This window comes from Streptomyces sp. NPDC051214 (assembly GCF_040682375.1).
Classification (GTDB): Bacteria; Actinomycetota; Actinomycetes; order Streptomycetales; family Streptomycetaceae; genus Streptomyces.
In genome coordinates this window covers 253,960-278,396 of the sequence record NZ_JBFBAT010000008.1, presented here as the reverse complement: position 1 = coordinate 278,396, position 24,437 = coordinate 253,960, and the positions used below count along the sequence as shown (strand labels likewise).

At 72.2% G+C, this 24,437-nt stretch carries 22 protein-coding genes; 11 read left to right on the top strand and 11 right to left on the bottom strand.

The genetic code is table 11. From position 1 onward, the window contains the following. Positions 1-11 precede the first annotated feature (11 nt). The 6 genes from AB0M70_RS22660 (at position 12) to AB0M70_RS22635 (ending at position 7,788) form a co-directional block, all read left to right on the top strand. A complete protein-coding gene (locus AB0M70_RS22660) occupies positions 12-1,229 on the top strand; it encodes an ROK family transcriptional regulator (RefSeq protein ID WP_365822009.1) in 1,218 nt (405 codons plus the stop codon). Then, positions 1,226-2,803 carry a M81 family metallopeptidase gene (locus AB0M70_RS22655; RefSeq protein WP_365822007.1) on the top strand — a complete coding sequence of 526 codons (1,578 nt, stop codon included), beginning with the start codon at positions 1,226-1,228 and terminating at the stop codon, positions 2,801-2,803. Before AB0M70_RS22660 ends, AB0M70_RS22655 begins: the two co-directional genes overlap by 4 nt. A 75-nt stretch (positions 2,804-2,878) precedes the next feature. Beyond that, the gene (locus AB0M70_RS22650; protein ID WP_365822005.1) at positions 2,879-3,709 is read left to right on the top strand and encodes a transporter substrate-binding domain-containing protein; all 831 of its coding nucleotides are present in this window, start codon (positions 2,879-2,881) and stop codon (positions 3,707-3,709) included. A gap of 93 nt (positions 3,710-3,802) precedes the next feature. Beyond that, positions 3,803-5,314, top strand: coding sequence for a hypothetical protein (locus AB0M70_RS22645; protein WP_365822003.1), 1,512 nt, complete (start codon positions 3,803-3,805; stop codon positions 5,312-5,314). Between the two features lie 34 nt (positions 5,315-5,348). Continuing rightward, positions 5,349-6,419, top strand: coding sequence for a hypothetical protein (locus tag AB0M70_RS22640; protein ID WP_365822001.1), 1,071 nt, complete (start codon positions 5,349-5,351; stop codon positions 6,417-6,419). Continuing rightward, positions 6,406-7,788 carry a hypothetical protein gene (locus tag AB0M70_RS22635; RefSeq protein ID WP_365821999.1) on the top strand — a complete coding sequence of 461 codons (1,383 nt, stop codon included), beginning with the start codon at positions 6,406-6,408 and terminating at the stop codon, positions 7,786-7,788. The genes AB0M70_RS22640 and AB0M70_RS22635 overlap by 14 nt, the downstream gene beginning before the upstream one ends. A gap of 240 nt (positions 7,789-8,028) precedes the next feature. Here AB0M70_RS22635 and AB0M70_RS22630 read toward each other — a convergent pair whose 3' ends face one another. The 4 genes from AB0M70_RS22630 to AB0M70_RS22615 form a co-directional block, all read right to left on the bottom strand. Next, complete coding sequence (locus AB0M70_RS22630; RefSeq protein ID WP_365821997.1) at positions 8,029-8,784, bottom strand: BTAD domain-containing putative transcriptional regulator; 756 nt, start codon at positions 8,782-8,784, stop codon at positions 8,029-8,031. A 143-nt stretch (positions 8,785-8,927) separates the two neighbouring features. Continuing rightward, positions 8,928-11,759, bottom strand: a complete 2,832-nt coding sequence (locus tag AB0M70_RS22625; RefSeq protein WP_365821994.1) for an AAA family ATPase — start codon at positions 11,757-11,759, stop codon at positions 8,928-8,930. Positions 11,760-11,914: 155 nt separating this feature from the next. After that, the gene (locus AB0M70_RS22620) at positions 11,915-12,154 is read right to left on the bottom strand and encodes a hypothetical protein (RefSeq protein WP_365821992.1); all 240 of its coding nucleotides are present in this window, start codon (positions 12,152-12,154) and stop codon (positions 11,915-11,917) included. Between the two features lie 166 nt (positions 12,155-12,320). Beyond that, the gene (locus tag AB0M70_RS22615; protein ID WP_365821990.1) at positions 12,321-13,418 is read right to left on the bottom strand and encodes an NADH:flavin oxidoreductase/NADH oxidase; all 1,098 of its coding nucleotides are present in this window, start codon (positions 13,416-13,418) and stop codon (positions 12,321-12,323) included. A 160-nt stretch (positions 13,419-13,578) separates the two neighbouring features. On the opposite strand from AB0M70_RS22615, the gene AB0M70_RS22610 reads away from it, so the two are divergent. Continuing rightward, positions 13,579-13,944: a helix-turn-helix transcriptional regulator gene (locus AB0M70_RS22610; protein ID WP_365821988.1), complete on the top strand. Its 366-nt coding sequence runs from the start codon at positions 13,579-13,581 to the stop codon at positions 13,942-13,944. An 85-nt stretch (positions 13,945-14,029) separates the two neighbouring features. Here the strand turns inward: AB0M70_RS22610 and AB0M70_RS22605 are convergent, their stop codons facing one another. Continuing rightward, complete coding sequence (locus AB0M70_RS22605) at positions 14,030-15,379, bottom strand: FAD-dependent oxidoreductase (protein ID WP_365821986.1); 1,350 nt, start codon at positions 15,377-15,379, stop codon at positions 14,030-14,032. Between the two features lie 214 nt (positions 15,380-15,593). Between AB0M70_RS22605 and AB0M70_RS22600 the strand changes: the two genes are divergently transcribed. Then, entirely contained in the window at positions 15,594-16,004 is a 411-nt protein-coding gene (locus AB0M70_RS22600) for a DUF6214 family protein (protein ID WP_365821984.1), read from the top strand. A gap of 25 nt (positions 16,005-16,029) precedes the next feature. Here AB0M70_RS22600 and AB0M70_RS22595 read toward each other — a convergent pair whose 3' ends face one another. Further along, positions 16,030-16,959: a LysR family transcriptional regulator gene (locus AB0M70_RS22595; RefSeq protein WP_365821982.1), complete on the bottom strand. Its 930-nt coding sequence runs from the start codon at positions 16,957-16,959 to the stop codon at positions 16,030-16,032. Between the two features lie 139 nt (positions 16,960-17,098). Between AB0M70_RS22595 and AB0M70_RS22590 the strand changes: the two genes are divergently transcribed. Next, on the top strand, positions 17,099-18,337 hold the full coding sequence (locus AB0M70_RS22590) for an MFS transporter (protein ID WP_365821980.1): 1,239 nt from the start codon (positions 17,099-17,101) through the stop codon (positions 18,335-18,337). Here the strand turns inward: AB0M70_RS22590 and AB0M70_RS22585 are convergent. Beyond that, a complete protein-coding gene (locus AB0M70_RS22585) occupies positions 18,315-18,968 on the bottom strand; it encodes a DUF305 domain-containing protein (protein WP_365821978.1) in 654 nt (217 codons plus the stop codon). The two genes, AB0M70_RS22590 and AB0M70_RS22585, sit on opposite strands and share 23 nt — an antisense overlap. Positions 18,969-19,145: 177 nt before the next feature. On the opposite strand from AB0M70_RS22585, the gene AB0M70_RS22580 reads away from it, so the two are divergent. Next, a complete protein-coding gene (locus AB0M70_RS22580) occupies positions 19,146-20,648 on the top strand; it encodes a hypothetical protein (RefSeq protein WP_365821976.1) in 1,503 nt (500 codons plus the stop codon). Here the strand turns inward: AB0M70_RS22580 and AB0M70_RS22575 are convergent. Beyond that, entirely contained in the window at positions 20,636-21,340 is a 705-nt protein-coding gene (locus tag AB0M70_RS22575; protein ID WP_365821974.1) for a helix-turn-helix domain-containing protein, read from the bottom strand. The two genes, AB0M70_RS22580 and AB0M70_RS22575, sit on opposite strands and share 13 nt — an antisense overlap. Before the next feature lie 192 nt (positions 21,341-21,532). Between AB0M70_RS22575 and AB0M70_RS22570 the strand changes: the two genes are divergently transcribed. Further along, entirely contained in the window at positions 21,533-21,778 is a 246-nt protein-coding gene (locus tag AB0M70_RS22570; protein WP_365821972.1) for a DUF2630 family protein, read from the top strand. 54 nt (positions 21,779-21,832) lie between these two features. Here AB0M70_RS22570 and AB0M70_RS22565 read toward each other — a convergent pair whose 3' ends face one another. The 3 genes from AB0M70_RS22565 to AB0M70_RS22555 form a co-directional block, all read right to left on the bottom strand. Next, entirely contained in the window at positions 21,833-22,534 is a 702-nt protein-coding gene (locus AB0M70_RS22565) for an HAD-IA family hydrolase (RefSeq protein ID WP_365821970.1), read from the bottom strand. Positions 22,535-22,603: 69 nt separating this feature from the next. Then, positions 22,604-23,302: a phosphatase PAP2 family protein gene (locus AB0M70_RS22560; protein WP_365821968.1), complete on the bottom strand. Its 699-nt coding sequence runs from the start codon at positions 23,300-23,302 to the stop codon at positions 22,604-22,606. 95 nt (positions 23,303-23,397) lie between these two features. Continuing rightward, positions 23,398-24,333 carry a M56 family metallopeptidase gene (locus AB0M70_RS22555; RefSeq protein ID WP_365821966.1) on the bottom strand — a complete coding sequence of 312 codons (936 nt, stop codon included), beginning with the start codon at positions 24,331-24,333 and terminating at the stop codon, positions 23,398-23,400. Between the last annotated feature and the right edge of the window lie 104 nt (positions 24,334-24,437).

The window sequence follows — 24,437 nt, the reverse complement described above, 5'->3', positions numbered from 1 at the left end:
TGTTCCTCCCGATGTCGAACGAACTGATCGAAGCAACTGGGGGCGGCATGGCAGGAACACCGCACGGCGAGCCGGGGTCGGCGCAGCACATCCTGCAGCTGGTCTCCTCGGGCGCCGCGTCCTCCCGGGCCGATCTCGTACGGGAGCTGGGGCTCGCCCCCTCCACCGTGTCGCTGCGCGTACAAGAACTCGTCACCGCAGGCGTGCTCACCGAATCCGGCGAGGGCGCCTCACGCGGTGGCCGCCGCCCCCGGCTCCTGCGCGTCCGGGCACAGGGCGGCGTCGCCCTCGCCGCCGACCTCGGCAGCCACCACGCGCGCATCGGCGTCGTCGACCTCGGCGGCACCGTCCTGGACGCCGTCGACCTGCCGCACGACATCACCGCCGGGCCCGAGTCCGCCGTCGACTGGCTCTGCGGCCAGGTCGCCGAACTCGGCGCCCGGCAGCGCGAGGCGGGCCGCACCGTCCGCGCCCTGGGTGTCGCCTTCCCCGGGCCCGTGCAGCCCGCCGAAGGCCGCGTCCTGAGCCCTTCCCGCATGCCGGGCTGGCACCGCTACCCGCTGCGCGACGTCCTCGCCGAACGCCTCGGCATCCCCGTCACCGTCGACAACGACGCCACGATGATGGCCGTCGGCGAGCACCGCACCGCACGCCCCGGACTCGACCACATGGTCGTCGTCAAGGCGGGCCGCGGCATCGGCAGCGGCGTCATCGTGGCGGGCCGCCCGCACGACGGCGCCAATGGCTCCGCGGGCGACATCAGCCACGTACGCATCGAGGCGGCGGGCGACCGCCCGTGCAGCTGCGGCAACATCGGCTGCCTGGAGACCGTGGCCAGCGGCGCGGCGCTCATCCGTGAACTCGCCCTGCAGGGCGTCGAGGTGGAGGACACCACCGAGCTTCTGCGGCTCGTCGCCGACGGCGACCCGCAGGCCACGACGCTCGTGCGCACCGCGGGACGGCACATCGGCACGGTCCTGTCCGTCGTCGTGAACTTCTTCAACCCCCAGGCCGTCGCCCTCGGCGGCGTCCTCGCCACCGCCGAACCGCTCGTCGCGGCCGTACGCGGTGTCCTCTACGAGCGCTGCCTGCCCCTGGCCACCGCGGACCTGGAGATCACCACCACCGTGACGGGCCGCGACGCGGGCCTCCTCGGCGCCGGACTCACCGCCCTGCGCCAGAACCTCCCGACGACCCCGGCACCCCAGGAAGAGAGCGTCCAGGCATGACCACCCCCGCGACCGTCCAGCGCCGCCTCCGCATCGGCATCGGCGGCATCGGCATCGAGTCCTCCACCTTCTGCCCGCACCGCTCCACCACGGACGACTTCCGCCAGACCCGAGGCCAGGACCTCCTGGACCGCTACACCTGGACGCGGCCGGAATCCGACCTCGCGTACACGGTCGAATGGGTGCCGCTCCTGCACGCGACCTCGCTGCCCGGCGGCCCGGTGGAAGCGGAGTCGTATCTGATCCTCAAGGACGAACTGGTCACGCGCATACGGGAAGCGGGCCCCCTGGACGGCCTGGTCTACGACATCCACGGCGCGATGAGCGTCATCGGCCTGACCGACGCCGAGGCCGACCTCACGGAAGCGGTCCGCGCCGCACTCGACGCCGTCGGCACCCCCGACGGCGGCCGCCCGATGATCTCGACCGCCATGGACCTGCACGGCAACGTCTCGCGCCGGTTCGCCGAGCCGATCGACCTGCTCACCGCCCACCGGCTGGCCCCGCACGAGGACGCCTGGGACACCCGCGAGCGCGCCGCACGCAATCTCGTGCGCTGCCTGCGCGAAGGGGTCCGGCCGCACCGCGCCTGGGTACAGGTGCCGGTGCTGCTGCCCGGCGAGAAGACCAGCACCCGCCTGGAGCCCGCCAAGTCCCTCTACGCCTCGCTCGCCGACATCGAGAGGCTGCCCGGCATCCTCGACGCCGCGATGTGGGTTGGCTACGCCTGGGCGGACGAACCGCGCTGCAAGGCCGCGATCGTCGTCACCGGCGACGACCCCGAACTGGCCGCCGCCGAGGCCGAGAAGCTGGCCCGCCGCTACTGGGACGCGCGCCGCGACTTCGTCTTCGTCGGACCGACGGGTGGCGCCGAGGAATGCATCGAGAAGGCCGTGGCCTCGGACAAGCGGCCCTTCCTGATCAGCGACTCCGGCGACAACCCCACGGCGGGCGGCGCCGGCGACCTCGCGTACATGCTGGGCAAGCTCCTGGAGAACGAGGACATCCGCTCCGGGAAGGTCACCGCCGTCCACCCCGGCATCACCGACCCGGTCGCCGTCACCCGCTGCTTCGCGGCCGGAGTCGGCGCCGAGGTCACCCTGAGCGTGGGCGGCAAGGTCGACGCACAACACGGCGGCCCGTACGAACTCACCGGCACCGTCGTGGCGTTGCAGCGCGCGACCGAGCAGAAGGACCGGGCGGAGGGCGGCGCCTACGACCGTGGCGTCGACATGGCGGCGGTGCGGACCGGTGGGGTGACCGTGATCCTGGTCGAGCGCCGCAAGCCCTTCCACACCCTCGCGGACTTCATGGGCCCGGCCGACGGCGGCCTCGGCATCGACCCGCGCACCTTCGACCTGGTGGTCGTCAAGATCGGCTACCTGGAGCCCGAGCTGCACGACATGGCCGCCGACTGGCTGCTCGCCCTCACCCCCGGCGGCGTCGACCAGGACCTGCTGCGGCTCGGCCACCACCGGGTGGAGCGCCCGCTCTACCCCTTCGACGAGGACGCGTACGACGACGGGGCGGGACCCGACCTGACGCCCACCCGGCTGGGGTCGCTCGGCAGGTGAGAAGGGGCTTCACCGACCGGATCGCTTCTGCGAAGGTGATCACTCCGAGCCGCGAACCCGTCCGGAGGAGCCCCCGTGAAGCGTGCCGCCACCCTGTCCGCCCTGGTCTGTCTGCTCGCCGTCACGGCCGCCGCGCCCGCGTCACCCGACGCCGGGCGCGGCAAGGACCGCCACCACGGCAGCCTCCTGGACGCCGTGCCGAAGTCGGGCGTCCTGAAGGTCTGCACGACCGGCGACTACCGCCCGTTCACGCACCTCGACCCCGCCGACAAGACGTACAGCGGCGTGGACATCAAGATGGCCGAGGACCTGGCGGACAGCCTGGACGCCAAGCCCACCTACGTGCACACCACCTGGGCCAACCTCACCAAGGACGTCGCGGCGGGCCGCTGTGACATCGCGGTCGGCGGTGTCTCCATCACCCTGCCGCGCGCCCGTCAGGTCTACTTCAGCGAGCCGACCCGCGAGGACGGCAAGACGCCGATCGTGCGCTGCGCCGACAAGGAGAAGTTCGGCGAGGGCACCCTCGAGGACATCGACAAGCCGGGCACCACCGTCATCGTCAACCCCGGCGGCACGAACGAACAGTTCGCGCGCGAGAACATCAAGCAGGCCACCATCAAGCAGCACCCCGAGAACACCACGATCTTCCAGGAGATCATCGAGGGCCGCGCGGACGTGATGATGACCGACGCGAGCGAGACCCGCTACCAGTCCAAGATCCATCCCGAGCTCTGCTCCCTGCACCCCGACAAGCCCTTCACCTTCTCTGAGAAGGCCTACGCGCTGCCCCGCGGGGACGACGAGTTCAAGGCCTACGTCGACCAGTTCACGCACCTGGCCACGCACGACGGGACGTACGCGGGGTACGAGGCGGAATGGATGGGTCCTGCCTCGGGGTCCTAGTCGTTCCGGTGGTTCCCGGCCGTCGCCGGTCCGGGGTTATCCCTGAGCCCGCCCCCGATGTCGTGACGGTGGCGCCGCCCTACCTTCCTGGGCATGACTTCCTACCGTGAGCGGTGCATCCACAGCCGGCAGGGCGGCCGACTCGCCTCGACCACCACCGCCGACATCGACGAGCTCGTGGCCGGGCTCAAGGACCGGCGGCGTGTGGTGCTCCACTTCCACGGTGGACTCATCGACGACACGCTCGGCTTCGCCACCGCCGCGCGGCTCGCGCCCGTGTACGAGGCGGCGGGCGCGGAGCCCGTCTTCTTCGTGTGGAGCAGCGGGCTCCTGGAGACCTTGCGGGGCAATCTGCCGCAGATCCTGAACGAGAGCGTCTTTCGTACGCTGCTCAACCGGGTCACCCGTTACGCCACCGGCACCGTGTTCCGGGAGCCGGGACAGCGGGCCTTCGGGGCGGTGACCGCGCCCGCCCCGAGGGCCGTGGCAGCCGAACTCGCCCAGGTACGGGCGGGACAGGAGCCCTACGCGCGGCTGACCGCCCCGCCCGATGTGCCGCCCCTGAACGAGGACGAGCAGCGGCAGATCGCCGCCGAACTCTCGGCGGACACCGAACTGGCCGAGCGCACCCGGGAGATCGTCAACTCGGTGACGCCGCAGGCCGGGCCCACCCCCGCAGAGCCGGCCGCCGCGGCGCGAGACGTTGTCGGGGGGCGTGCCGCGGCGGCCACACTGATGTCACCGGACGTCGTGGCCGACCTCGCGGACCGGGCGGCCACCGGGGAACGCGCCCTGGTGAGCACCGCGTTGATGGTGCGCAAGACGGTACGCGTCGTGGGCGCCGTCGTCGGCCGCTTCCGGCAGCGCAACGACCACGGGCTCTACACGACCGTCGTCGAGGAGATCCTCCGCGAGTTCTACCTCGCCAACGTGGGCGCCGCGATCTGGGACGCGATGAAGCGGCAGACCGCGGACACCTTCGCCGCCGCGGACGACGAGGTCCGTGCCGGACGCTACTTCCTGGACCGGTTCGCCGAGCTGCTCGCCACGGGCACCCGCCCCCAGGTGACCGTGGTCGGCCACAGCGCCGGCGCCGTGTTCATCGGCAACCTCCTCGAGGACCTCGTGCGCAGGCGCGCCGCGGTCGACGACCCGCTCCCCGCCGACTTCAGGCTGCGGGACGTGGTGCTCCTCGCGCCGGCCTGCACGGTGGGACAGCTCGCGCCGGTGGTCCGCCGCCAGGCCGAACTCTTCGACCGGCTGCGGATGTTCACCATGACAGACAGGGCGGAGCAGGCCGACCACCTCGTGCCGTTCCTGTACCCGAGGTCGCTGCTGTACTTCATCTCCGGCGTCCTGGAGCGCGGCCCGTCCCGGCAGTCCGCCGTCATGCCCGTCGCGGGCCTGCAGCACTGGTACCTCGACACGGCCGCCCTCGGCCCCGACTCCGACGACCTGCGCGGCTTCCTGCGGGCGGACCCCGCGCGCACGGTGTGGTCACCGGGCGAAGGCGGCCCCGGCCTGAGCGCGGGGGCGCTCAGCCACGCCGCGTTCGACGACGACCCGCAGGTCCTGGCGAGCGTGGCGGCGATGCTCGCGGACTGACGGCGCGAGGACGGAACGTAGGGGGAGAGTGGCGATGAACGACCTGCACTACGCCGTGGTCGTCGGCATCAACCGTTATCCGGCCATCAGCGACCTGCAGGCCGCACGGGGTGACGCGGTCCGCTTCCGTGACTGGCTCGTCGACCCCGAGGGAGGCGATGTGCCCGAGGACAACGTCACGCTGGTGACCGCGACCGAGGAGCAGGAACGCACCGCGGACTTCATGACCGCCGTACCGACCAGAGAGAACGTCGACCTGGCGCTCTACCGTGCCAACAGGGCGGTCCAGCAAGCGATGGAGGACCGGCCCGAGGAGGAGTGGGAGGCCGCGAGGCAGCGCACCCGGCTCTACTTCTTCCTCGCGGGACACGGCTTCCTGACACCTCCCAACAGCACCGCGCTGCTGATGGCCAACGCCGCCTTCGACCTGCTCGGCAATCACCTCGCCGTGGGCCAGTACCTGGACTGGTACGAGTCGTCGTCGCCGTTCCGCGAGATCGTCTGCTTCGCGGACTGCTGCCGTACGAGCAGCGGCAACGGCTCCATGTTCCCCTTCGGGCCGCCCTTCACCACCACGGCGGCCCCGCTGGAGAAGGTCGACTGCTTCGTGGGGTACGCCACCTCGCAAGGCGACCCGGCCTACGAGGAACAGAACGCCGACCCCGACCTCGCGCGCGGCCATTTCACGACCGCGCTCCTCGACGGCCTGGCCGGCCGCAGCGCCGACCGCAAGGGGGTCATCACCTCCGACAGCCTCGCGGACTATGTCGTACGGCATGTGGAGGACCGCACGAAGCACCTGCTGGTCCCGCAGCAGCCCAGGTTCGTCAAGGGCAGCGCTCCGATGGTCTTCGCCCGTGACGTGGAGAACGGGATGCCCTCCGTCACGCTGCGCTTCCCGGACGGGTTCCGGGGCTGGGTGCAGCTGCGCGGCGGCGACCCCGACGAGCCGCCGCTGAGGCTGCTCGTCGACGCCACGGAACGCGTCGAGAAGCTCGCGCCGGGGCTGTACCGCGCGACGCCGGAGAGCTGGGCGGCGGACGACTTCCGCAACGGTGGATTCTTCGAGGTAATGACGGGCGGTGGCAATGGTGTCCAGCTCTGAAGAGCGGCGGCGCGCACAGGAGACGAGGGCGAAGCAGGTGCCGTTCGTCGTCATCCCGGACACCCCGTCGGTCCTCGTCACGGTCACGGACTCCGCGTTCCGCGAGGTGGCGCACGCGATGGGCACCATCGACACGACGCTGCCGCCCGGCATCTACCGCATCGAGCAGCGCTTCGGCGGAGAGGTGGAGAGCCACTTCGTCGAGGTCGGCACCGAGCCGTTCACCGAGCGCCTCGCCCTGCCCCGCATGCCCACGGCCACCCCGGTCGAGGGCACGCCCACCACCCGGCAGGACCACCGCGCGGCCGCGATGCGCTGGAGCACCGAGGCGACGCACGGCGGCGGGCCGCCGACCCTGATGGTCCTCGTCCGCAACCTGCGCCGGGGCTGGCAGCTCGACCCGTTCGCCCTGGAGATCGCCGACGAACGCGGTGCGCCCGTGGACGGCGGCGCCGGGGGCTGGGAGCCGTCCGGCGGGCAGGAATGGGCGGCCTGGAGCGGTGAACTGCCGCCCGGAGGCTACCGGTTGAGGACGCGCAGGCAGCCCGCGGACGGGCTGTCCCTCGCGCAGGCGCTGCACGTGCTCGACGGGTGGACGACCCTGGTGTTCGTGAGCAACGGCCCGCAGGGACCGCAACCGCAGTTCGCCTCGATCCAGCTGGTGCCCCACGGCGTGGGCTGGCAGCCGGCCGACCGCACCCAGGATCTCGCCATGGAGGCCGCCCTTTCGGGGCTGCGGCAGGGCATCGACCTCGTGTCGACGCGGCAACTGCACGGCCTGCTCGACGCGCGCGACGTCAACCCCTTCCTCGGCATCATCGGGGCCCATGCGCTGCTGCTGCACCCGAGCCCGGACCTGGGGCGGATCGGCGGCATCCTGGAGCGGCTCGTCGAGTACGCCGCCGTCCAGCCGGACATCGCCGCGCTGTGCACCCTGCTGGACGAGCCGGTGCCGCCGGTCGAGACGCCGCCCATGCTCGCGGCCTCCTGCCGTCTGCTGGTCCGGGCGGACTCCGCGGACCCGGGGATACTCCGGGACGGTTCGCCGGCCGAGAGCGCGGCCGGACACCTGGTCGGGCGCGGGGTCTGGACGACGTGGCTCGAGCAGGAGCCCCGGCCGGGCCTCGCGGCGCGCGGCGGCCTCGTCCCGCAGGTGGCGGCGGACGCTCGCGTTGCGGGGCGCTCACGGGCCGTCGATCCGGTCGACCGGGTCCAGCGCTACGTGCACGAGATCGCGAGCGTCGAGGACCGAAGCGTCGACGACGTCCTGAGCACCATGGAGCCGAAGGACCTGTCACGCAGGACCGGGCTGCCGCACAGGGCGGTCGACCAGGCGATCGAGAAGCTCAGGCGCCCGCAGGGGGAGTGAATCCGCGGAGGGAGTGAACGGGGGACGGTGACGGCTCCGGGAGGCATCGCCTGCCGGAGCCGCCACCGTGACCGGCGTCCCCTGCCGCGCTCGGCACCCCCGTGACCGTGCGTGGCGCAACGCCGGTGGCCTGCCGGCCGCGTCCCCCAACGCGGCCGGCAGTGGCGGGTTGGCCGGCCCGAGGCCCGTGCACCCCCGAACGCGCACGGACAGCCGGGCCGGCGGTGACGTGGTGGCACGTCACCCGTTCTCGGGAAACCCTCGCCGCACCATCGTGCGGAACTGATCCGAGGGCTCGATGCCGAGCTCCGCGCGGAGCAGCCCGCGGAACGCCTCGAAATGGCGTACCGCCTCCACGAGGTTGTTCTCGGCGAGGTGCACCGTCACGACCGCACGGTGCGCGCTCTCGCGCAGCGGATCGATCCGGGTGCTCTCCAGCGCGGCCTCCAGGGCGGGGGCGTACTGCCCGTGCACGACGAGGCGGGCGGAAAGGGCTTCCAGCGCGTGCAGCCGCAGCTGATGCAGCCGCTCGCGCTCGAACACCACCCAGTCCTGGTGCCAGCCGGGCAGCAGTTCCCCCGTGCCCAGCAGGGAGGAGCACGCGACCCCGGTTCCCTCGGCCGGGGCCGCGAGTATGTGATGTGCCGTCGCGGTGAAGTCCTGGATGTCCATCCGGACCCGCCGGCTGAGCGCGAGCACCCCGGGCCGGGGGCCGCCGACGGCCGAACTCGCCGCGTTCAGGCGCCAGATGGAGGTACGCAGGCACGCCCGCGCCCGCTCCTCGGTGACGTCGGGCCACAGGGTGCCCGCGAGCACCGAACGTGTCGCGGGACCCCGCAGCCCGAGGAGGGCCAGCAGCTGCTGTCCGCCGGCGGGCACGTCGACCTGTCCGCCGCCGTCACCCTCGCCGCGGCTGAGATGAAATCCCCCCAGCAGCCGCAGACGCAGGGCCGGTGGTGCGTCGCCGCGTACCGCCGGACATTCCGTGACAGCCATCTGTGCACCCCCAGTTGTGCATCCCATCCCCTGACCAGCCAAGAAACTACGCCGGGCGGGGCAGGGGTGCCTCAGGGAACCGCCCAGGGATAACCCCGGTGTGCCGGGGCTCCGGCCAGGGGAGTGCGCCAGGTCTGCCGGGTCTAGGACGACGTGCGCCGGTCCTGGGGGGCGAAGTGCTGTACGAGCCCGATACGCGAGGTGATGCCGAGCTTCGTATAGGTGTGGCCCAGGTGGTACTCGATGGTCTTGACGCTCAGCGCGAGCGCGGTGGCGATCTGCCGGTTGGTGAAGCCCTGCGACGCGAGGCGCGCCACGGCCAGCTCCTGCGGGGTGAGGCCTTCGGCGGCGGAGTCGACGTCCGCCGTATCGTGCGCGGGCCGCGGGGGAGCAGCCCGCCCGCAGGCGTCCAACTCCCGCTCGCAGCGCGCCAGATAGGGCGTCGCCTCCAGTTCGTTCATCGTCGTGTACGCCGCCTGGAGCTGGGCCACGGCGACCGAGCGGCGGCCGATCCTGCGCAGGAACGCGCCGTGGTCGAGCTGGACGCGGGCGCGGCCGAACGGGGAGGGGATCTGGGCCGCCTGGTCGTGCGCGCGCAGGAAAGCCGCCTGGGCGCGGTCCGTCTCCCGGCGCGCCGCGTGCAGATTGCCGCGCACCCGGGCCGCGGCGGACAGCGCCCCGTGCTGCCCGCGCGCCTGCGCCCGCTCCTCGTAGGGCAGCAGGACCGCCTGGGCCTCGTCCAGGTCGCCGAGCTGGATCAGCGCGTCGACGAGCAGCTCACGCCAGGACACCACGCCCGGTTCGTTCACCCCGTCGTGCGAGGCGAAGTCCAGGAGCGGCCGCAGCGCTTCGACGACCCGCTCCGGCTCCGCGCGGGCCTCGGCGTAGGCTCCGTGCGCCGACGCCGCGTACGCGTAGGCGAGGGCGCTCTCGTCGCAGCCCGGCGCGTCCAGGGCGAGCCGCAGGTGCGCCGACGCGCGTTCCCACGAGCCGCGCGCCGAGAGGATCCAGCTGGCGATGGCGTGGGTGACGGGCTTCAGCCACGACTGCTCGCTGTCGTCGGCGATCGAGGCGGATGCCTCGGCGTGGATCAGCGCCTCGTCCCAGTCGCCGAGCCGGTGCAGGGTCTGCGCGAGCGCGGACGCCGAGAGCAGCCGCAACGGCACCGTACCCCTGCGGCAGTTGGCGACCGCGCCGAGCAAGTCGGCCCGAGCGCCGAGCAGGTCGTCCGACCAGAGCCGCAACTGACCGCGCGCAAGAAGCAGATCGATGTCCGACGGTGGCACGAGCAGCGGATCGGGAAGGTCGCCGGCGAGTTCGATGGCCTTCTTGGCGGAGCCGCTGAGGCCCAGCGCCAGGAGGTGGTTGAAGCGCAGCATCCGGCTCGGACCCTGGAGGGTGGAGAGCCGCTGGGCACGCTCTGCCCACCGGGCGGCGTCGGAGGAGCGCCCGCGCATCACGGCGGCGTAGCTCAACTGCTCCGCCGCGCGTGCCGCCAGCGAGGGGTCGCTCTCGTGGTCGCACTGGTTCCAGGCGTCCACGAGCAGGGTCTGGGCCTGCTCCATGCGGCCCTGGACCCGTGCCACGTATCCGCGCACGTAACCGCGCAGCGCCGGGTCCGCGCCGGGCGGCAGGCCCGCCGCGAGTTCCGCGGACTCGTGCACCCGGCCGTCGAGCAGCAGCGCCTCGACCGCCTCGACGGCGAGCCGGTCGCGCTCCAGGTCGGTCGTCGCCACCCGTGAGGCGTGCCGCAGGTGGGTGCCGGCCACCGCCCACTGGCCGGTGGCCGCCTCGCGCCGCGCGCAGGCGGCCAGGGCGGCGGCCAGATGCTCGTCGGGGCCCGTGGCGGCGAGCACCCGGTGGCGCAGGCTCGCGTACTCGTCGTCGACCAGGGCCGCGGCGCGCGTGTGCAGGTCGGCGCGGTGGGCGGGGCCGATGTCCTGGTAGACCGCGGCGTGGACGAGGGGGTGCGGGAAGGCGATCTCGGGCGCGGCGCCCGGGTGCGTCTCCTTCAACAACCCGGCCTTGACGGCTCGCTCGAGCGCGGGCAGGGGCGCGGTGACACGGGCGAGGGCGGCGGCCACGCTCAACGGGCAGGAGAGGCCGAGCACGCTGACGGCCTGGACGAGCCGCAGCGCCTGGGACCCGCACTCCGCGAGGTTGGCGAGCACCAGCATGGCGTACGAACGCGGCGCGGGCAGCGGTGTGGTGACGTCCCGCAGGACGTGCGCGGGCACCTGGTCCAGGAGCGCGCGGGCGTGCAGCGGATTGCCGTGCGTGTGGTCCCGCAGGCGGACGGACGCGGAGTGCGGCAACCGGTTGTTGCCCATCTGCGCGCTGAGGGAGCCGATCTCGTCCGGGCTGAGACCGTGCAGCGGGATGCGCCGGGTGCGCACGTCGGCCAGCAAACGGCGTATCCCGTCGGGCAGTTGAGGGGCCTGCGGGTCCCGGGCCGTGACGATCGCGAGGACCTTGTCGACGCGCAGCCGCCGCAGCGCGAACGTCAGCGCGTTCAGCGACGCCGAATCGGCCCAGTGGGCGTCGTCGAGCACCAGGACGACGGGGCCCTTGTCCTGCAGTTCGCTCAGCAGGTCGAGCAGTCCGAATCCCGCCGCGAGCGGTGGCAGGGTGCCGGGCGCCGAGCGGGGTGTGCGGACCAGCGAACCCAGCGAGTCCGGCAGCGGGAGCGGGCTCTGCCCCACGAACTGGGCGAGCACCCCGCAGGGCAGCGCGCTCTCGTTCTCCTCGCCGCTGGCCTGGAGCACACAGGCGTCGGCCGCCGTGTCCAGGAACCTGCGCACCAGCGCCGACTTGCCGATGCCGCCGGGTCCGTCGATCAGGACGAGCCGCGGCGCGCCCTCGCGCGCCTGGCGGAACTCCTCCTGGAGCGCGGCGAGTTCGCGCGTGCGACCGGAGAACGCCTCATGGGGCGCCGGTGCCTGGACGTGGCTGTTCAGTGTGTCGCCGGACGTCATCACCGCCCCCACCTGTCGGCACCCGGTACGGACGCCCGGACTGTGCCGGCGCAACGTGCCGGGCGCGTGGCCCTGAGCGTCCACGATGATGCCGAAACCGTTCTCGGTACAAGTGGATTCGCCACTCCCGAAGAGCCGGATCCCGCAAGGCGGCATCAGGCGCCACAGGAGTCGTCACCCGCCGCGCACGCACCGTCTCCGGACTCGGTGAGTCCGGACTCGACGGATCCGGTCTCCGTGGACGCGGCGTCCCCGGGCGGTTCGAGCAGCGAGAGCAGTTCGAGCCAGCCGTGGAACTGCGTGCGGTGGCCCGTGTCCCCTTCCTCGCAGCTTTCGCCCACCACATGGCCGTGCACGCCCCCGGGGGAGCGGAACACCTCGATGACGTAGCGCACAACGTCCTCCCGAGGGCCGGTACGGGCCCCGAACCGTGACACATCGCGACAGCGCCACGGTACGAACCCCGGACCGGCCACCGCTTCGGGGTGTCACCTAGGGATGACCCCAGTCCCCACCCTTGGCCAAGGCTGTCGGACGGGGAGCGGCGGCGTGCGGCGGGGCTCAGACCATGCGGTGGTACTGCTGGGGTGTGGCGACATCGCCGCCCAGGTCGTTCGCCGCGTGGCGGGCCCAGGAGGGATTGCGCAGGAGCTCGCGGCCCAGGAGCACGGCGTCCGCCTCACCGTTGGCGAGGATCTTCTCGGCCTGCTCGGGCTCGGTGATCAGGCCGACGGCCGCCACGGGCAGCGAGGTCTCCGCCTTCACGCGCGCCGCGAACGGGACCTGGTAGCCGGGGCCGGCCTGGATGCGGGCCCTCGGGGCGTTGCCGCCGGTGGAGACGTCGAGCAGGTCCACGCCGTGGGCGTGCAGTTCCTTGGCGAGCCGGACCGTGTCGTCGGCCGTCCAGCCCTCCCGCTCGTCCTCGGGGTTCTCCGTCAGCCAGTCGGTCGCGGAGATACGGAAGAAGAGGGGCAGCTCCTCGGGCCAGACGGCGCGGACGGCGTCGACGACCTCGAGGGCGAGCCGGGAACGGTTCTCGAAGGAGCCGCCGTACTCGTCCGTGCGGTGGTTCGAGAACGGCGAGAGGAACTCGCCGATGAGGTAGCCGTGGGCCCCGTGGACCTCGACGACCTGGAAGCCGGCGTCCAGCGCGCGCCGGGCCGCGTCGGCGAACTGGCCGACGACACCGCGGATCTCGTCCGTGGTGAGTTCGTGCGGCAGGTGGTGGCCCTCGTCGAAGGGGAGCGCGCTGGGCGCCACCGGCTGCCAGCCGTGCTCGTCCTGGCCGACCGGTCCGCCGCCCTTCCAGGGACGGTCGGTGGACGCCTTGCGGCCCGCGTGGGCGAGCTGGATACCCGGGGTGGTGCCCTGGGTCTTCAGGAAGCCGGTGATGCGGCGCAACGCCTCGACCTGCGTGTCGTTCCATATGCCGAGGTCCGCGGGGCTGATGCGGCCCTCGGGGCTCACGGCGGTCGCCTCGACGAGGATCAGGCCGGTGCCGCCGGTGGCGCGTGCCCCGTAGTGGGCGAAGTGCCAGTCGGTGGCCACACCCGCGTTCGGCCCGAACACCTCCGCCGAGTACTGGCACATCGGCGCCATCCACACACGGTTGGGGACGGTCAGCGATCGCAGGGTGTAGGGCTCGAACAGCGCGCTCACGGCGGACTCCATTCGTCATGGACTTCGGTACGGCTCGTACGATAGACCTCGTAGTACGGCAGATGTCAAACTACGATGACTCTCGTACTATGGAGCCCTTCGAGAAGACGTGAAGCCAGACGTGAAGCCAGACGTGAAGCCCCGACGAAGTGGAGCCGTCATGACGACCGCCGCACCCATCAGCAGCCGTGCGCTGGACCATCCGACGCGCGCGGAGATCCGGCTCGAGGGTGTGCTCCACGCGCTTTCGGACCCGATGCGCCTGCGCGTCGTGCGGCAGCTCGCCGGGTGCGAGCCGGGCCTCGACGGGCTCTCGTGCTCACAGATCGACCTGCCCGTCACCAAGTCCACGAGCACCCACCACTTCAGGGTGCTGCGCGAGAGCGGCGTGATCCAGCAGATCTACCGCGGCACGGCCAAGCTCAACGGCTTGCGCCGCGAGGACCTGGACGAACTGTTCCCGGGCTTGCTCGACTCCATCCTCGCCGCAGCCACAAGCCAGGCGCAGCGCACGGGGCCCGCGTAGGGCGGCCCCGTAGGGGGCGCGGGGAACTGCGCGACCAGCCCCCACCGGCCCGCGGTCAAAGATCGGCCGGTCCGCCACTCACCCCTCACCCCTCGCCGCCGCGCGCAGCGGCAAGGAGTCCCGTCCAGTCCGGGATCTTCACAGGCCCACGGCCTAGCGCAGCGCCAAGCTCCGCCTCCGCACGCTCGATCCCCAGCCAGCCCTGCCACTCGACGGGACGCAGACCGGCCTCGCGCAGAGCCCGCAGCGGATCCTCGGGCACGCCTTTGCGTACGAGAGCGGGGGCGTCCTCGAGAAGGGAGAGCACCGTCTCCTTGGCGCACGGGCGGTTGGTTCCGATCACGCCCGTCGGCCCCCGCTTGATCCAGCCCGCCACATACTCGCCGGGGGACGCGGCGCCCTCCCGCTGCACCCGCCCCGCCACATGCGGCACCGTGCCGAGCCCGGGGTCGAACGGCAGCCCCTCGATGGGCACCCCGCGATAGCCCACCGAGCGCAGGACCAGCTGCCCCGCGATGTCCTCGTACTCCCCGCAGCCCGTCACCCCGCCGCGGCCGTCCGGCAGCGTCCGCTCGAACCGCACCCCGCCGACGCGTCCCGCGGCCTCCGTCACGGCCACCGGCCGCAGGAAGAAACGGAGCCGGATGCGGCGCGGCAGATTCCGCGCGGGGCGCTCGGCCCAGCCGCGCATCACCTCGATGTTGCGGCGGCCCACCGCGGGCAGCCCCGAGGGGTCGGCGTACGCGGGGTCGAGGGCCAACTCCGCGGGGTCCACGACGACTTCGGTGTCCGGGAGTGAGCCGAGCTCGCGCAGTTCCTTGGTGGTGAAGCGTGCCTGCGAGGGGCCGCGCCGCCCCACCATGTGGACCTCGCGCACCCGGCTCCCGGCCAGCACGCCGAGCGCCGCCTGGGGCATGTCGGTGGGCCGCAGCTCGGACACGCCGCGCGCCAGCATCCGGGCCACGTCCACCGCGACGTTCCCGACGCCGATGACCACGGCGGACTCGACGCCCGCGACGAAACCGTCGGCCGTCGCGTCCGGGTGCGCGCTGTACCAGGACACGAACTCCGTGGCCGAGTGGCTGCCCGGCAGGTCCTCGCCCGGCACGCCAAGCCTGCGGTCCGCCGCGGCGCCCACGCAGTAGACCACCGCGTGGTACAGGTCGAGCAGCCGCTCCGTGGGGAAGCCGCCGGGGCCGATCTCGATGCCGCCGAGAAAGCGGACGCGGTCGTGTTCGAGGACCGTACGCAGGTTGTTCTGCAGGGACTTGATCTTCTCGTGGTCGGGCGCGACACCGTAACGGACGAGGCCGTACGGGCAGGGGAGCCGGTCGATGACGTCGACGCGCACCCCCGGCACGAGATCCTGCCGGATCAGGGACTGCGCGGTGTAGACCCCGCTCGGGCCCGATCCGACGACGGCGACCTGCAGCACGGCGGTGCTCCTTCCGCGAGGCGGCCTCGGGGGATGACCTCAGCATCGCACCCCTGTGCGTGAAGGGGGAGACGCCGTGAGGGGCGCGTCGATGCGGGCGTCGGTCCGGGCATCGATCCGGGTATCGATCCGGCCTCCCGCTCCCAAGCCGGTCGCCGCGCGGGCCCTGCGTGCCGTTCGTGACCTAATGCGATCGCACGGCTACCTTTTGATTGTGCTGGAGAGCCCCTTTCTTGGCGTTTCTGATCACTATCGACCGCATGTCGCCGAACCGCCCTCCTTTCACGTACGGCTGACCTTCGGTGACGGAGCCGCCATCGACGCGCGGGCCGTGGTGACGGAGGGGCGGATCACCCTGGAGGGCCTGCACGCTTCGCCTGCGCAACCGGGCGGCGCCTTCCCCGACGACCCGCCGCCCGCCGTGCACCGTGCCCGCCCGGCCTGGCCGCGCGGACGCGAGGGGCGGCTGAAGGCGGCTCAGGAGTACCGCGCGGCGCAGGCCGAGGGGCGTGATCCCGTCCTCGCGGTGATGCGGGCGACCGGCCGCAGCCGCCGCAGGTCCCTCAAGCTCATCGCGGCCGCCCGGGACGCGGGCGCGCTGCCCGCACGCCACCACCGCCGCTGAGCCACCGCCCCGACCGCCGCGCCGGTCACCACGCCCAGGCGGGCGTCCACGTCTCGCCGCCGCTCTGGGCCGACCGTGCCGCCGCGAGGTGGTCGCGCAGGGCGGCGAGCGCGGGATGCGGGTTGTCCCGGCGCCAGATCAGCGAGTGCGGATAGACCGGCGTGGGGCCACGCACCGCGATGCGCCGCAGGTCGTCATCGGCGGGCCAGTTGAGGCGGGTCTGCTCGCCGACGAAGGTGGACAGGGCGGGGGAGTCCGCGATCGTGTCGAGGAGGGGCTCGGTGCCGAACTCGGGTCCGGTCGCCTCGACGGTGAGCCCGAAGGCGGCGGCCAGCGCCTCGTAATAGGCGGCCCACTCGGTGCCGGCCACGAGACCGGGCATCCAGATCGTGTGCCCTGCCAGCTGCGCGGGGGTGATCGCGCGAGCGGCGGCGAACGCGTGGCCCGGCCCGGTGAGCAGCTGCACGGGCTCGTCGTACACGCGGGCGGCCTCGACACCGTCGGGCAGTTGCCGCGCGGGCAGGGTGAGGGCGCGGAACGACGCGTCGATCGTGCCCGCCCGGACGGCCGACAGGGCCGCGTCGGCGTCGAACAGTGTCACCACGTCCAGCTCGGTGCCGGGATGCGCACGGCGGAAGCCGCTCAGGAGCCCCGCGGGCGCGAGCCGCCGTCCGATCACGTCGACGCGCAGGGCCCTGCGGCCGGGCCGCACCGACGCCGCCGCCCGCTCCTCGGCCCGCAGAAGATCGCGGGCGTGGGGCAGGAACGCCTGCCCGTCGACGGTGAGCCGGGCACCGCGCGCGGTCCGGGTGAACAGCCGCACCCCGAGATCCTTCTCCAGCGCGGCCACGCGCTTGGAGACGGCCTGCTGCGTCACCGCGAGCGCGGCCGCCGCGGACTGGAACTGTCCGGCGTCGGCCACGGCGACGAAGGTGCGCACGGCAAGGAGATCCACGCACGCCATCCTAGAAGTACAACCATCGGTTGTGGCTGCTCGCGCCCAGCGGTTGTTTGACCTGCGGGCCCGTCGCCGGTTTGGATGCCGCAGGTCATGGAGGGCGGGTTCGAGGGCGAGGCGAGGGGTGGCACCGGGCATGGAGGTCAGAGGGTCCCTCGGGCGGCAGTTCGGATGGCTGTGGGCGGCGTACACGGTCAGTGCCTTCGGTACCCGGCTCGCATTCGACGCCTTCCCTCTGATCGCGATTCTGGCCCTGGACGCCGGGCCTACGGAGGTGTCGGTCCTCGCGGCTGCGGGGTTCGCGGTGGGTGCGGTGGTGGCGGTGCCGCTCGGGCCGTGGGTGGAGTTCCGCCGCAAGCAGGCGGTGATGATCGCGATGGACCTGGTCCGGTGCGCGGCGCTGCTCAGCATCCCCGCCGCGTACGCGCTCGGCCTGCTCGGCTTCGGCCAGCTCCTGCTGGTGGCGGTCGTCGTCGGCGCGGCCGACATCGCCTTCGGTGCGGCGAGCGGCGCCTGCCTCAAGGCGCTCGTACGGCCGGATCAGCTGCTCGTCGCGAACGGCCGCCTGGAGTCCACGAGTTGGACCGCCCTGATGCTCGGGCCGCCGCTCGGCGGAGCCGCGATCGGTCTCTTCGGCCCGGTGATGACAGTGGTGGCCGACGCGGTCAGCTATCTGCTCTCGGCCCTCGGGGTCCGCGCGATCGGCGGCAAGGAGCCGCACCCCGAGCGCACCGGACGGGCGACGGGCTTCCGGGCGGGCGACCTGCTCGACGGGTGGCGTCACATCCTGGCGGGCCCCGTGCTGCGCCCGCTGTTCTTCAACACGGTGCTGAACAACGGCCTGATCATGGCGACCTCGCCCCTCCTGATCGTCCTGATGGTCGGCGAACTCGGCTTCGCGCCCTGGCAGTACGGCCTGGCCTTCGCCGCGCCCTGCGTCGGCGGCCTGATCGGCTCGCGGCTCGCGGGGCGGCTCGTCGAGCGGTTCGGGCGGCACCGGGTCCTGCGCACCGCGGGGACACTGCGGGCGTGCTGGCTCATCGGCCTCGTCTTCATCGGCCCCGGTGCCGCCGGGCTCGTACTGGTCATCGTCGTCGAGTTCGGCCTGATCCTGTGCTCAGGGGTGTTCAACCCGGTGTTCGCCACCTACCGGCTCGATCACACCCCGGCGGACCGCGTCGCCCGTACCTTGTCCGCATGGTCGGTCACCAGCAAGCTCTCCATCGCGGCCATGACCGGCCTGTGGGGGCTGCTGGCCGGTGTCACGGGGCCGCGCACCGCGGTCGGGATCGCCGGGGTCCTCATCCTCGCCACACCGCTGCTGCTTCCGCGGCGCGACCACGAGCCGGACCTCACATCTTCCGCATCCTCGTGATCTCCGTCGTCTGCTGCGCGATCACGTCGTTGGCCATCTCCTCGACCTGGATGTTGTTGCCGTCGGAGAGCACATCCGTGGCCATCGTGACGGCGCCGTTGTGGTGCGTGATCATCAGTTTCAGGAAGAGCTCGTCGAACGTCTTGCCCTTCGCCGCGCGCAACTGCTTCAGCTGCCCCGCGGTGGCCATGCCCGGCATCGTGGAGTGGTCGTGACCGGCATGCTTCCTCGCGCCGCCGTGGTTCTTCAACCAGCCCTTCATGGCGCCGATCTCGGGGCGCTGCGCGGCCGAGATGCGATCGGCGAGGCGCTTGATCTTCGTGGATTGCGCACGTTTCGGGGCGAGTTCGGTCATCTTCAGGGCCTGGCCGTGGTGCGTGATCATCATCTGGGTGTAGGTGAAGTCCGCCGAGTTGGGGGCGTCGTCGTCGGTTCTCTTCTTGGCGGCGTCCTCCGCGGACATCGTCGCCGCCGTCTCGCCCGGTTTGCCGGGAGCGATGACGGAGGGCCCGGGGGCCGCCTTCTTCTCGGGTTGTGAACCAGAGTCCGAACCTCCCGAATCGCAGGCGCCGAGCGCGAGAACGGCGGCCGTGAGGAACACGGCGACGGCGGGCGTACGACGGTGGTGCACGGCTGCCTCCTGTGGCGCGCGGGGGAGTTGGGAACCGTCCTAGCACGCTTACGTGCGAGGTTGATCAAAAACTTTCATTACAGATGCGTTGCCATCTGTTGATCTGTGCATGCTGAGCACGATACTGCGGGGTGTCCGTGAACCGTTCAACTACGAACGGCGACTAGGGAGGACGCAGTGACCCTGTTGAACAATCCCCGAACACGGCGCAGACGCTTCGGCGTCGGCGCGGCCGCGCTCGGTCTGATTGCCGCGCTGTTCAGCGCAGCGCCCGCCGGAGCGACGCCCGACCCGGGCGACTCGCCCGCCGCGCCCAAGAGTGTGTCGAAGAGTGACGCCGCCGAGGCGAGGGAGGCCGTCAAGAGCGGCGAGATACCCGCGCCCGACGAGATCGTGCACTCGGCCAACATCAAGCATCTCGCCAACATCCCCAAGGACGCGCTGCCGGGGTTCAACACCGACCTCGCCTTCCAGGGGAAGTACGCCTTCGCGGGCAACTACGACGGCTTCCGCATCTACGACATCAGCAACCCGAAGAAGCCGCGGACCGTCTCGCAGGTCCTGTGCCCCGGTTCGCAGAACGACATCTCCGTCTCCGGGAACCTGCTCTTCCTCTCCACCGACTCCTCGCGCAGCGACAACTCCTGCAGCAGCACCACGCAGCCCGCGACGGAGAAGGCCTCGTGGGAGGGCATGAAGGTCTTCGACATCAGCGACAAGGCCAACCCGAGGTACGTCTCCGCCGTCGAGACCGCCTGCGGCTCGCACACGCACACGCTGGTGCCGGAGAAGCGCAACGTCTACGTGTACGTCTCCTCGTACTCGCCGAGCGCGACGTTCCCGGACTGCCAGCCCCCGCACGACGGCATCTCCGTCATCAAGGTGCCGCGCAAGGCCCCGCAGAAGGCGGCGGTCGTCGACTTCCCCGTGCTCTTCCCGGGTGAGGGCCCCGACGGCGGCGGCAACCCGGGTGGTCCCACCAACCCCGGCGTCTCCAAGACCACCGGCTGCCACGACATCACCGTGCTGCCCTCCAAGGACCTGGCCGCCGGCGCCTGCATGGGCGACGGAATCCTCTTCTCCATCAAGAACCCGGAGAAGCCCAAGGTCATCGACCAGGTGCAGGACAACAAGAACTTCGCGTTCTGGCACTCGGCGACCTTCAACCAGAAGGCGAACAAGGTCGTCTTCACCGACGAGCTGGGCGGCGGAGGCGGCGCGACCTGCGACGAGGCCACCGGCCCCGAGCGCGGCGCCAACGGCATCTACGAGGTCAAGGGCAAGGGCGACCACCGCAAGCTCGTCTTCAAGAGCTACTACAAGATCCCGCGCCACCAGGCCGCGACCGAGAACTGCGTCGCCCACAACGGCTCGCTGATCCCGGTCAAGGGCAAGGACCTGATGGTCCAGGCGTGGTACCAGGGCGGCGTCTCCGTCTGGGACTTCACCAACTCCTCGAAGCCGAAGGAGATCGGCTACTTCGAGCGCGGTCCGCTCAGCACGGACACGATCCAGACCGGCGGCTCCTGGTCGGCGTACTACTACAACGGCTACATCTACTCGAACGACATCGCCAAGGGCTTCGACGTCCTGAAGATCGACGACAAGCGGACGGACCCCGCCGAGCGGGTTCGCGTCGGTGAGCTCAACGTCCAGACCCAGCCGGACTACTTCGACTGACCGGACTGTCGCGTGAATCGCTGCGCGGAGCGCCTCGGGGACCGAGTCTCCTGCGCGGCCTGATCGGCGACGCGCGCATGTGTCCCGCCGGGCGGTTCGTCGCCCGGCGGGACCCCGAGCTCCCAGGCGAGCCCGTACCGCTGGAAGAGCTCGGCCCGCAGCGCCGACGGCGGCATCGGCGCCCCCGGAAGCAGCACCGCGAAGACCGCGCCCATCAGCAGGGCGCGCAGCAGCGGATAGTCGGTGTCCACGTCGGGCGAGCCATGGCGTACGACGGTGTCGCGGAGCAGCTCGGCGAGGTGCTGCTGCTCGGGGCAGCGCACGAATCCGTCCGCCTGCAGGATTCCCGCCATGTGCGTGCGCATCAGGAGGGGCTGGTCGCGGGCCAGGCCCAGGATCGCGTCGATGGCGCGGGCCAGGAGCTCGTCGCCGTCCGCCGTCCGCGGCTCCCGTTCGAGGGCGTCCTGGAGCGTGCGGTGCATCAGCCGGTGCACCGCTGACTGCAGGAGCTGGCGCTTTCCGGGGAAGTAGTACGACACCAGGCCGCGGGCCGAGCCCGCGCGGTCCGCGATGTCGCCGAGTGTCGTCGCCTCGTACCCGCGCTCGCTCACCAGGTCGACCGTGGCCTGCAGGAGCCGTTCCCTGGAACGCCTTCGCAACTCTTCATTGACCGATGCGCTACGCGGGGACATCCTGTAACTCCTGCGTTGACTGGCTGAGAGCCAGTATACTCAGTGTGTCGCGGACCAAGACCCTCAGTGGTCGTCTCATGGTCCGGTGCGACCTGGGGCAGGCAACACCGCGGGGGAGTGTTGCCTGCTCACAGGTGCCGATCGGCCGAACCCTCCTTACAGTGGGCCGGGGGGCCGAGGAGGCGTACTGAGATGGATCAAGAGCAGATTCTGTCCCGGATCTCGTCGATGGTCGACGACGAGCGGACGCTGCGGGAATCCCTTGCGGCGGGCGCGATCGACGAGGCGACGGAGCGCGCGAGGCTCGGCGCGCTGGAGCGTGAACTCGACCAGTGCTGGGACCTGCTGCGTCAGCGGCGCGCGAAGGCCGAGTTCGGCGAGAACCCGGACGAGGCGCGGGTCCGCCCCGCGACCCAGGTCGAGGGCTACCGCTCATGAGGCGCCCCGCACCCTGACGCGCACCGCTGCCCAGCCTTCGAGGCACGCGACATCTCAGCCCCCGTCGACGAGACCGAGGACGGGGCGCAGTCCGTCCGGCCGCCGGTCCACGGGCAGATGGTCCACGAAGTGGACGGCGCAGCCGAGTGCGGAGGCGCCTGCGTCCGCGTGCCGGTCGTCGCCCACCATCAGCGCGTCCGCGGGATCGACGCCGAGCGACTCACAGGCGTGCGCGAAGAGGCGTGGGTCGGGCTTCTGGATCTCGTGCTCGTACGACAGGGTGTACGCGTCGACGTACGGGTCCAGGCCGTGGGCGCGGAAGACGGGGCGCAGGTCCCACCCGATGTTGCTGACCACCGCGACACGGATGCCCCGCTCGCGGAGCCCGGAGAGCACCTCGGCCGCGTCGGCGTAGGGGCGCCAGGCCTCCGGCCGCATATGGCGGTCGTACAGGGCGTCGTGCAGGAGCGGATCGGGCAACGGGACCTGGCGCGAGAGGCCGGTGAACGCGGCGCGGTGCTGTGCCGCGCTGCGGTCGCGCTGGGACCACAGCTCGGCAAGGCGTTCGGGGACGTGGTCCGGCCGCGCCCCGCCCGGCAGCGCACCGGCCCGCTCGAGTCCCTCCGCCAGCCGCTCGAGCTCGGCCGCGGGAAGCGGAAGCCCGGCCTCCAGGAGCACCGCGCGCAGCCAGGACCCGGTGGACTCGATGCGGAACAGGGTCCCGGAGAAGTCGAAGAGCGCACCCTTGATCGTCATGCCAGGGATCCTCCGGGACGGGCGGAGGGGTGGTCAAGAGTGCTTTGCGGCGGGGGTGTTGGAGGGGGGCTAGGTGGTCGTGGGGGTGCTGGTGGCCGGGCGGTGTGTGTACGTGGCGATCGCGAGGGCCACCATCAACGTGCCGAGCAGCCAGCCGCCGACGACGTCCGAGGGCCAGTGCACGCCGTTCCAGACGCGGGTCACGCCGACCCCGACGACGGAGACCGCGGCGATCACGACGGCCGCGCGCCACACGGCGGCTCCGACGCCGTACAGGCGCAGCAGCCACAGGAGCAGTCCGCAGACGACCGTCGCCGTCATGGCGTGGCCCGAGGGGAACGCCGCGAAGTGCGCGGAGTCCACCGGGTCCGGCCAGCTCGGGCGCGGCTTGTCGACCGCGGCCTTGAGGCCCTGCTGCACCAGGGTGCCCACCGCGCAGGTGACCGCGAGCCACACGGCCGGGCGGTTCTCCCGGCGGTAGAGGAGCCACAGCACGGTCGCGGTGATCAGCAGGCGCATCGTCCACGGGTCCCACACCCAGTCGGTCAGGATGCGGCTGGCCTGGGTGAGGCCGTCGTGCGCGACCGCCCAGCGGTGCATGGTGCGCGCGATGTCACCGTCGAGGGTGCCGAGCGGGCCCCACTCCAGCTCGACCAGGAGGATCAGCAGGAGCGAGAGGCCGCCCAGGAGCGCGGCGACGAGCGGGGCGCGGGGCCTGCGGGGGCGGGGCGGACCGGGTGGCGAGTCGAGGGGTGCGGCGGGGTGCATGGAGAGATCCTCGCCGACGGGCGGTGCCGGGGGCCATCCCGGGGTGGTGTCCCGTGGGGTGCGCCCCGGCTTCCTCGGCCTCCGGCGGCAGGCCATCACCCCAGCGCGCGCAGCCCCGGCACGAACGTCACCAGGAGCGGGACCACCGGCACGAGCGCCGCGGCGGCCGTCAGGCGCAGCCGCCGCCCCGCGGTGAGCCGTGGCCGCGCGGACAGCAGCCGGTGCACCCGCTGCGGCACGTGGGCCTGCGGGGTCGGGCAGGGGCCGAACACGCCCCGGTCCTCGTTGAGCTCGACCAGTGCGAGGGCGATCGTCAGGCGCCCGAAGCGCCGCGAGGCCACGTCGTCGGCGGCCAGCTCGACGAGGCGGTGCATCTCGTCCCGGAACGCGGCGAAGACCGGCACCTGCGGGAACCCCGTGGCCAGCGCGCCCGAGCAGTGCAGGAGCCAGTCGTGCCGTGCCTGCGCGTGCCCCTGCTCATGGGCGAGCACGGCATCCAGCTGACGGCCCTTCAGGCGGCGCAACGCGGCGGTGGTGATGACCAGTTGCGGGGCGGACCCCGGCAGCCACCAGGCGTCGGGGCGCTCACCCTCGAGCACGACGAGACGGTCGGCGCCGGGCTCCTCGCCGGGCAACAGCGGTGCGCGCAGGCGGAGTTCGGTGCGCCCCTTGCGGCGCCTCGCCCGCGCCCGGACGATCTCGCGGGTCAGCATCGCGGCGGTCCACACGCCGCCGAGGGCCAGCGCCACGGCCGTCGCGGGAGCCCAGGAGCCGCCCGCCCCGAGCGCGTACGCGTCGACCACGTCGTGCGGCGCGGGGGCGAAGACGTGACCGCGCACGGCCTGCCATGCGGCGGCGGCGCTCAAGGTCATCGACAGGGCGCAGCACATGAGCACACCCGCCACGACGCACTGCCACGCCCACAGCGCGACCACCGGTTCACGCTCCGGCCAGTCGGCGCGTGCGATGAGGCGCGGGGCGACGACGGCGGCGAGGGCGCCCAGCAGCAACAGCGCAACGGGGAGCAACATGTGTCAAGACTATGAGGGCCGCGCCGTCGGAGGGTATGGCCTATCGCCGCAAGTGACGCACGCCACGGCCGTTCGCGGGGGTATCACCCCCTTACGGCGGCCGG

Coding starts and splice junctions, on each gene's coding strand:
- AB0M70_RS22660 (WP_365822009.1), top strand. CDS start 12: ATGTCGAACGAACTGATCGAAGCAACTGGGGGCGGCATGGCAGGAACA.
- AB0M70_RS22655 (WP_365822007.1), top strand. CDS start 1,226: ATGACCACCCCCGCGACCGTCCAGCGCCGCCTCCGCATCGGCATCGGC.
- AB0M70_RS22645 (WP_365822003.1), top strand. CDS start 3,803: ATGACTTCCTACCGTGAGCGGTGCATCCACAGCCGGCAGGGCGGCCGA.
- AB0M70_RS22640 (WP_365822001.1), top strand. CDS start 5,349: ATGAACGACCTGCACTACGCCGTGGTCGTCGGCATCAACCGTTATCCG.
- AB0M70_RS22630 (WP_365821997.1), bottom strand. CDS start 8,784: ATGGCTGTCACGGAATGTCCGGCGGTACGCGGCGACGCACCACCGGCC.
- AB0M70_RS22625 (WP_365821994.1), bottom strand. CDS start 11,759: ATGACGTCCGGCGACACACTGAACAGCCACGTCCAGGCACCGGCGCCC.
- AB0M70_RS22610 (WP_365821988.1), top strand. CDS start 13,579: ATGACGACCGCCGCACCCATCAGCAGCCGTGCGCTGGACCATCCGACG.
- AB0M70_RS22590 (WP_365821980.1), top strand. CDS start 17,099: ATGGAGGTCAGAGGGTCCCTCGGGCGGCAGTTCGGATGGCTGTGGGCG.
- AB0M70_RS22575 (WP_365821974.1), bottom strand. CDS start 21,340: ATGTCCCCGCGTAGCGCATCGGTCAATGAAGAGTTGCGAAGGCGTTCC.
- AB0M70_RS22570 (WP_365821972.1), top strand. CDS start 21,533: ATGGATCAAGAGCAGATTCTGTCCCGGATCTCGTCGATGGTCGACGAC.
- AB0M70_RS22565 (WP_365821970.1), bottom strand. CDS start 22,534: ATGACGATCAAGGGTGCGCTCTTCGACTTCTCCGGGACCCTGTTCCGC.
- AB0M70_RS22560 (WP_365821968.1), bottom strand. CDS start 23,302: ATGCACCCCGCCGCACCCCTCGACTCGCCACCCGGTCCGCCCCGCCCC.
- AB0M70_RS22555 (WP_365821966.1), bottom strand. CDS start 24,333: ATGTTGCTCCCCGTTGCGCTGTTGCTGCTGGGCGCCCTCGCCGCCGTC.